This is a genomic window from Croceicoccus estronivorus (genome assembly GCF_001625325.1).
Lineage (GTDB): Bacteria > Pseudomonadota > Alphaproteobacteria > Sphingomonadales > Sphingomonadaceae > Caenibius > Caenibius estronivorus.
In genome coordinates this window covers 336,061-344,344 of the sequence record NZ_JRQQ01000002.1, presented here as the reverse complement: position 1 = coordinate 344,344, position 8,284 = coordinate 336,061, and the positions used below count along the sequence as shown (strand labels likewise).

The 8,284-nt window shown below is 57.8% G+C and carries 7 protein-coding genes and 1 tRNA gene; 4 read left to right on the top strand and 4 right to left on the bottom strand.

Annotated elements, in window-relative coordinates; genetic code table 11:
* Positions 1-6: 6 nt before the first annotated feature.
* Positions 7-327, top strand: coding sequence for a thioredoxin (trxA, locus tag MB02_RS04880; protein WP_067533343.1), 321 nt, complete (start codon positions 7-9; stop codon positions 325-327).
* A gap of 82 nt (positions 328-409) precedes the next feature.
* Here trxA and MB02_RS04875 read toward each other — a convergent pair whose 3' ends face one another.
* Entirely contained in the window at positions 410-1,219 is an 810-nt protein-coding gene (locus tag MB02_RS04875) for an inositol monophosphatase family protein (RefSeq protein ID WP_067533340.1), read from the bottom strand.
* 25 nt (positions 1,220-1,244) lie between these two features.
* The gene (gene argJ / locus MB02_RS04870; RefSeq protein ID WP_067533337.1) at positions 1,245-2,471 is read right to left on the bottom strand and encodes a bifunctional glutamate N-acetyltransferase/amino-acid acetyltransferase ArgJ; all 1,227 of its coding nucleotides are present in this window, start codon (positions 2,469-2,471) and stop codon (positions 1,245-1,247) included.
* Positions 2,472-2,476: 5 nt separating this feature from the next.
* On the opposite strand from argJ, the gene MB02_RS04865 reads away from it, so the two are divergent.
* A complete protein-coding gene (locus MB02_RS04865) occupies positions 2,477-2,827 on the top strand; it encodes a hypothetical protein (RefSeq protein WP_156495415.1) in 351 nt (116 codons plus the stop codon).
* 101 nt (positions 2,828-2,928) lie between these two features.
* Positions 2,929-5,694, top strand: a complete 2,766-nt coding sequence (secA, locus tag MB02_RS04860; protein ID WP_067533331.1) for a preprotein translocase subunit SecA — start codon at positions 2,929-2,931, stop codon at positions 5,692-5,694.
* A gap of 141 nt (positions 5,695-5,835) precedes the next feature.
* On the opposite strand, the gene MB02_RS04855 is transcribed toward secA, so the two are convergent.
* Positions 5,836-5,910 (bottom strand) — tRNA-Asn (locus MB02_RS04855).
* Positions 5,911-6,019: 109 nt separating this feature from the next.
* Positions 6,020-6,808, bottom strand: coding sequence for an NAD kinase (locus tag MB02_RS04850; RefSeq protein ID WP_067533328.1), 789 nt, complete (start codon positions 6,806-6,808; stop codon positions 6,020-6,022).
* 75 nt (positions 6,809-6,883) lie between these two features.
* On the opposite strand from MB02_RS04850, the gene MB02_RS04845 reads away from it, so the two are divergent.
* Entirely contained in the window at positions 6,884-8,263 is a 1,380-nt protein-coding gene (locus MB02_RS04845) for a bifunctional diguanylate cyclase/phosphodiesterase (protein WP_235829421.1), read from the top strand.
* Positions 8,264-8,284 lie beyond the last annotated feature (21 nt).

Below are 8,284 nucleotides of genomic sequence, written 5' to 3'. Positions count from 1 at the left end.
TCACACATGCCCACCAAAGCCGTCACCGACGCGAGTTTTGCCGACGACGTTCTCAATTCTACGACGCCTGTTCTCGTCGATTTCTGGGCGGACTGGTGTGGCCCGTGCAAAATGATCGCTCCTGCTCTGGAGGAAATCTCGGACGAACTGGAAGGGAAGGTGACGATCGCCAAGATGGACATCATGGAAAACACGAATGTCCCGGGCGAAATCGGTGTTCAGTCGATCCCGCTGATGGTGCTGTTCAAGGATGGTAAGCCCGTGGCGCAGAAGCTGGGTGCTGCACCGAAAAGCCAACTCAAGGGCTGGCTGGAATCGGTCCTCTAACCGACCCGCATTTTGAGTTTCGGCTTGCTCTGATCGAGTAGCGATATGGCCGGGTTGCACGACAGCTTCCGGCATGACGGAGCTAGTGCCCCAATTGCAGCATTCGCGCGGCGAGCTCATCCCACAGGGCAGGGCTCGCCGCGCCGATCAGGCCTGTTCGGCCGTGCTCGTCGACACGGTAGGGTGAGCCATCCCCTCGTGCTGCCTTGCCTCCGGCTTCATTGAGGAACAGCACGCCCGCCGCGTGATCCCAGGGCAGAGTGCGTTCGAAGATGGATACGTCATTCTGCCCAAGAGCGAGGCGCGGATACTGCTCTGCCGCACAACGCGGAATGTCGACCAGGCGGTAGTGCGGGGCAATGTGCGTTTTCACTTCTTCCCGTTGAGCGGGGTTCATGAAAAGCAATGATATTGCGGCAATGGGTGGATTTTCGCCCGTCGTGGATGCTGTGATGCGTTCCTCTCCGACATATGCTCCCTTGCCTTTCACAGCATGGCAAAAGCGTCCCGTAAGGGGGGCGTAGAGCCACCCGGCTACCGTTTCCCCTCGTTCTGCCAGAGCTACGATCACGCCGAACGGTGCATGACCTCCGGCGAAATTGTTCGTTCCGTCCAGCGGGTCGATGATCCAGCAAAGCGAATCCGATAGCCGATTCAGAACCGTTTGGTCGTCATGCGCGGCCTCTTCACCGACAATGCTCGCTTCTGGCAGCAGTCGGCTCAATCCCTCGACCAGGATCGCTTCGCTATCATGATCGGCGACAGTGACCACGTCATCGGCCGCCTTGGCGGTAATTTCATGTCCGGAAAGCGACTGGTATCGCGGCAGGATGGCCCGTTCCGTGGCTTCGCGGATTACGGAAAGGACGTTTGCGGTCAGGGCGTCTCTCATATCGTTTCCGGCCCGATTGGCCGTGTCAGCTTCTGTAGTCAGCGTTGATCGAGATGTAGCCATGGGTCAGGTCGCAGGTCCACACGGTTGCGGCGCCATCGCCAAGACCGAGATCGACTTCGATCGAGATTTCCTGCCCTTGCAGATGCGCGGCAACAGGACCTTCGTCATAGTCGGCGAGCGGAAGCCCTTCTTTCGCGGCCCACACACCGCCGAAGCCGATGGACAGCTTGTCGCGGTCGGCAGGTTCTCCTGCCTTGCCAACCGCCATGACAACACGGCCCCAGTTGGCATCCTCACCTGCAATGGCAGTCTTTACGAGTGGAGAATTGGCGATAGCGAGTCCGACCTTGCGGGCACTTTCGTCCGAAACCGCCCCACTGACTGACACGGTAATGAACTTCCGCGCTCCTTCGCCATCACGCACTACGAGTTGGGAGAGCTCTCGGCAGATTTCTTCCAGCGCGGCGGCGAATGCATCGGCTCCAGGGTCATCGAAGCCCGTGAGACGCGCGTTTCCGGCCTGGCCAGTGGCAAATGCCATAACGGTATCGCTGGTGGAGGTATCACTATCGACCGTGATGCAATTGAAAGTCCGGTCGCTAGCCGCCGAAAGCAAATGTTGCAGAAAGGCCGGCTCCACGGCCGCATCGGTGAATATGTAGCCGAGCATGGTGGCCATGTCGGGCGCGATCATTCCGCTGCCCTTGATGATTGCAACAAGCTCTACAGTCTTGCCGCCGATAACGGCTCGCGCCCTGGCTCCTTTCGCGAAGGTATCGGTGGTGCCGATGGTGTTCGCAGCATCTTCCCAGGTGCAAGGGTTAGCCATCAGGGCAGCATCGACACCGGCCCTGGCCTTGTCCTTGGGCAGGGGCACGCCAATCACGCCGGTAGAGGATACGAAAACCTGATCAGGGGAGCAGCCGAGATGAGCAGCGACTTGCCCCATGATCTGCTCCACCGCTTCTCGTCCGCGATAGCCGGTAAATGCGTTTGAATTGCCGGCATTGACCACCAGAGCCCGCGCACGGCCTTGCTTGACCTGTTCCCGGCCCAGTTCCACCTCGGACGAACAGCACACGTTGCGTGTGAAGACACCGGCGACTGTCGTGCCTTCGGAAAGCTCGACGTAGGTCAGGTCACAACGCCCCCAATCCTTGTATCCGGCACGGGCCACGCGAGGTGTAGCGCCCGCAATCGAGGGCATTTCGGGGAATGGGCGCGCGAGTGGAGAAGTGGCTATGTCCATAAGGCTTGCTCTCTAGTGGGGAGCCGGCGCCGCGTAAACGCGCTTTCGCGCTGGACGTTTGCGATTGCCGTCCCTATCTCGCTGACACGATGTTGCGCCAGTTTTTGACTTTCTTTGCGCTCCTGACGGGCCTCGCCGCTACAGCGGCCCCGGTCGAAGCACGCATGGCTGGCGCCGAAACCCGCATGGAAGCGGCATTTGAAATTGTCGTGACTGCGGATCGAAGGCAACAACAGGCCGCGTTGGCTCAGGTCCCGCCGGTCGTTCATGCAGCACTAGCGAATGACTTGATCGGGCGGAATACGATACCTGCCCTGCCAAGTGTGCGTATTGGGATCGACCGCGCCCGCGAATAGCGGCCCCTTGCACAAATCCTACTATTTCGGCTCACGCCTGCGCGTATTTCGCATGGCTTGGGTCCTCGTTTCGCATCCAAAAAAGCAACAGGAAAACGCCCATGTTCGGCGGCATTGCCAAAGCCCTTTTCGGCTCATCCAACGATCGTTACGTCAAATCGCTGGACAAGATTGTCCATACGATCAACTCGCTTGAACCCCAGATCGGTACGCTCAGTGATGAGGAGCTTGCCGGGCAAACGGACAAGTTCCGGGAACAGCTCGCCAGTGGAAAGACGCTGGATGATATCCTTCCCGAAGCTTTCGCAACCGTGCGCGAAGTGGGCAAACGTATCCTCGGCATGCGGCATTTCGATGTGCAGATGGTGGGCGGTATCGTGCTCCATCGCGGCGAGATTGCCGAGATGCGGACCGGTGAAGGCAAGACCTTGGTCGCCACGCTCGCGACCTACCTTAATGCAATCGAGGGCAAGGGTGTTCACGTTGTGACAGTGAACGATTACCTGGCCCGCCGTGATGCCGAGTGGATGGGGCGGATCCATGAATTTCTGGGTCTCAAGGTCGGCGTAATCGTCCCCAACCTGAATGAGCAGCAGCGCCGTGCTGCCTACGATGCCGACATCACATATGGCACGAACAGCGAATTCGGCTTCGATTATCTACGCGATAACATGAAGCATTCTCGGGACCAGATGGTCCAGCGTCCGTTTAATTACGCCATCGTCGACGAGGTCGATTCGATCCTGATCGACGAGGCGCGTACGCCGTTGATCATTTCAGGCCCGACTGACGACAAGTCTGATCTCTACATTGCGATCGACGCAGTGGTGAAAGACCTCGATGAAGAATTCTACGAGGCCGATGAAAAAACGAAGGGCATCACTCTGACCGAAGAGGGTGTCGACCATATAGAGCAGAAGCTGATTGAAGCGGGCCTGCTGGAGACCGAAAACCTTTACGACGTCGAGAATACGCAGGTCGTTCACCATCTCGAACAGGCCCTGCGCGCCAATGTCATGTACAAGCGCGACACCGATTACATCGTGAAGGATGAGAAAGTCATCATCATCGATGAGTTTACCGGCCGCATGATGGATGGACGGCGCTGGTCGAATGGCTTGCATCAGGCTGTCGAGGCGAAGGAAGGGGTCCGGATCGAGCCTGAGAACCAGACTATGGCTTCGATCACCTATCAGAACTATTTCCGTATGTACCCGAAGCTGTCGGGCATGACGGGAACGGCAGCGACGGAAGCGCCGGAATTCTATGACATTTACAAGATGAATGTCGTGACTATCCCGACGAACCTGCCTGTGCAGCGGATCGACGAGGAAGACGAATTCTACAAGAACACTCTCGATAAGTTTCAGGCGATTGCGAAGGCAATCAAGGAAAAGCATGAGATCGGTCAACCTGTTCTGGTCGGCACGGTTTCGATTGAAAAGTCGGAACTGCTGTCCGACTTCCTGCGCAAGGAAGGGGTCAAGCACGCCGTGCTCAACGCCCGTTTCCACGAGATGGAAGCGCACATCGTTGCCCAGGCAGGCCGTTTGGGCGCGGTCACGATTGCCACGAACATGGCGGGGCGCGGCACCGATATCCAGCTTGGCGGTAATCTGGAATTCCGGATTGACGATGAATTGAAGGACATGCCTGAAGGTCCGGAACGCGACACTGCGGTTGAACGCCTCAAGGAGGAAATCGCAGCCGAGAAACAGAAGGTGCTCGATGCAGGTGGGCTTTTCGTTCTCGGGACCGAACGGCATGAGAGCCGCCGCATCGACAATCAGTTGCGCGGTCGTTCAGGGCGCCAAGGCGATCCGGGGCTTTCGCGCTTCTATCTTTGCCTGGAAGACGATTTGCTTCGTATTTTTGGCCCGGACACTTTGTTCTCCAAGATGATGAATGCAAATCTTGCAGATGGCGAAGCGATCGGCTCTCGCTGGCTATCGAAGGCGATCGAAACCGCGCAGAAGAAAGTTGAGGCCCGCAACTACGACGTTCGTAAGCAGGTGGTCGAATACGACGACGTGATGAACGATCAACGGAAGGTGATTTACGAGCAGCGCGCCGAAATCATGGATTCAGAAGCAGTCGACGACGTCGTGGTCGACATGCGGCACGACACCGTGAATTTTCTGGTTGGCGAAGCATGCCCGCCGGGCTCCTATCCTGAGCAATGGGACATTGCCGGATTGAAGGAGCGGGTCGATGATGTGATGGGTTTGCAGCCGCCATTCGAAGAATGGATGGAAGAAGACGCGCTTGAGCCTGAGCTGCTTGAGGAGCGGATTCGGGATCTTGCCGACGCAAAGATGGATGCCAAGATTGCCTCAGGCGATGTGGGTATCTGGCGTCAGGTTGAAAAAAGCGTCCTGCTCGACCGGTTGGATCATCACTGGAAGGAACATCTCGCCACGCTCGATGCCTTGCGTCAGGTCGTGTTCCTGCGCGCCTATGCACAGCGTCAGCCGATCAACGAATACAAACGGGAAGCATTCTCCCTGTTTGAACGCATGCTGGAAACGATACGCGAAGACGTGACTCGCATTCTCCTGAACAGCGAATTGCAAGTGCAACAGGCCGAACCGGAAGCTGCCGAGTTGCCGCCTTTGCCCGAATTGCCGGACTTCCTTACCGGGCATGTGGACGCCTGGAGCGGCTCGAATGAAGGCGAGACGAAGATGGCAGGCTCGGATGCCATTCTTGGCGCACTGGGTGGCGCTGCGGGAGTCTCAAATGGGCCTCAGGCATCCGAGGCAGCTGTATCTGGCAATCCCTTCGCCGGGATGGACATCAGCAGGAATGCACCCTGTCCCTGTGGGTCAGGAAAGAAGTACAAGCATTGTCATGGCGCGGTAGCCTGAACCGAGCGGCTACTATTTCCTCAATGCTACATAAGGGCGGCAGGAGATATTCCTGCCGCCTTTTTTGTGAGCGAAGGCAGCCCATGCGAAAAATCCGGCAGATGCCGGATTTTCAATGTTTTTCGCTATTTAAGGAAAAGCTGGCTCCCCGAGTAGGATTCGAACCTACGGCCATTCGATTAACAGTCGAATGCTCTACCGCTGAGCTATCGGGGAGCAGCCCCAGCCCGAAGACCGGGGCAGGGGTGCGCCTATATGCAGCACTGAACGCTTTGGCAAGCCCGTCGATGGCAATGTTGCCGGTCTGTCTGAAATTTATTTGCTGTCATGCGATAAACTGCTCGGTGACGATCCGCTCATCAAGGCTGTGGCCGGGGTCGAACAACAGGGTGAGGCCTATGCCGGGGTCGATCTGCAATTCCACCTGAGCAATGTCCCGTAGCTCCTTCTGGTCGGCCACCACTGCAACCGGGCGTTTCGTGGGTTCCAGAACTCGCAATTCGATCCTGGAGAAATCAGGGAGAATCGCTCCGCGCCACCGTCTGGGGCGGAAGGGGCTGATCGGGGTCAGGGCAAGCATCTTCGAATCGAGTGGGAGAATCGGCCCATTGGCCGAAAGGTTGTAGGCGGTTGAACCAGCAGGGGTCGCGACCAGAATTCCATCGCAGAACAGCTCTTCGATTCGCACCTTGCCGTTTACTGTAACTTCGATCTTGGCGGTTTGGCGTGTTTCGCGCAGCAGAGAGACTTCGTTGATGGCCCGGAACGTGTGCTGCTTCCCGTCCTGAGTTGTCGCATTCATCAAGAGTGGAACAACGGAAAACGAACGGCACTGGTTGATCCGGTCACGTAGCTCGCTGGCAGTGTCATAGCGGTTCATCAAAAAGCCCACGGTGCCCCGATTCATACCGAAGGCGGGGATAACCCTCCCACTATCGAGCATCTGATGGAGCGTGTGCAGCATGAAACCATCGCCGCCCAGTACGACCACGGCGTCCGCTTCCTCCAGAGGAACCCAGTCTTCCGCGTCCGCCAGTTCGTCAATTGCGCGCTGGGCGCGTTCGCCTTGTGACGCAACGAGCGCGAGACGTTGAAAATCGTGCCTGAAACTCACTTGTCCTGCCTCCCATGCAGACCGGCAGGCTGCAACTGACGCGAATCTATGGGCTGACGGGAAGTTTGGCAACGCATGACCATCACCCAAAGGAAGGAATTCCTAACCGGCAGCTGCTATGGCCGAGCCATGTCTGCTTCGTTTTCTGAACCGGAGGCTCCTTTGCCGCATGATCGTGATGCCCTTACAGGCCTAGCCGGTGCGGCGGCGGTGCATAGCCGTCTGGCTGCCTGGGCAAGTGCGGCCGAGAAAACAAGGACGGTCGCTCCTGTTCATGCATTGATGCTTGGTTTGCGGCGCTTCGAGACAGTTAATCTCGCCTATGGCGAGGAGGCGGGAGATGCGGCGCTGGTCGAAGTGGCGTCACGGCTTTCGCGGTTTTCCGAGGACGAGTTCGATGGCGACTGGATTGCCGCGCGGCTTGGCGGCGGTAATTTCCTTCTTGCAGTCAACGAAAGTTGTAGCAGAGAGCGCTGGCAGTGGTTGGCAGAGGCTTTGGCGGACAATATCGCGAAGCCGATCATGGATCTGTGTGGTCGCGGTACCGTACGTTTGTGGCCACGTGTCGCGCTTATTCGCGGGATACCGGGGGAGGGAAGCCAGACACTGATCGATCGCCTCGCGGAAACGCTTGTCCGCGCGCAGCGCAATTCCGCTGGCAGGGTTCTCTGGGCCGATGGGGATATGGCGTTGGCCGGGCGTAGCGCGCAGCAACTCGAAGCGGACTTGCTCGGGGCGCTGGATCGGGATGAAATCGAGATTGTTTACCAGCCTCAATTCGCGACGGAAGATGATCGGCTCGTGGGTGCCGAAGCATTGGCCCGTTGGCAACATCCCCAGATAGGGCGCGTCGGTGCAGGGATTCTTTTCACCATTGCAGAGCGAGCGGATCACGTGGCCCAGTTGTCGCACCACATTGCGGCAAAGGCCCTGACAGGGGCTTCTGACTGGCCGGATTCCTTGCGCTTGTCGCTCAATGTAACGCCAGCAGACCTTGCGGCAGCATCCTTTGCCAACAGTATCGCGGCTGTGGTGGTCGAGGCCGGTTTCGCGCCTGATCGCCTCACTCTGGAGATCACCGAGCAATCCCTGGTCTCGGATCTTGAACGGTCGGCTGTTTCGCTGCGCAAGTTGCGCGATATCGGCATCCGGATCGCGCTCGACGATTTCGGTGCCGGGTTCTGCAACTTTCGCTACCTCAAGCTATTGCCGCTGCACTACATCAAGCTCGACCGGATCATGGTTGACGATGTGCTGGATGACGCACGGGATCTTGCCGTCTTTCGGGGCATTCTTGCCATGGCCAAAGCCCTCGATCTCAAGGTGATCGCCGAAGGTATCGAAAATGAGGATCAGAGGGCGCTGATCGCTCAGGAAGGGTGTGACTATTATCAGGGTTTCCTGCGCGCTCATCCGATGAAGGCCGAGGAATTTTTGACGTTTACAGGGCATTGAATGGCAAACGGGAATATTATC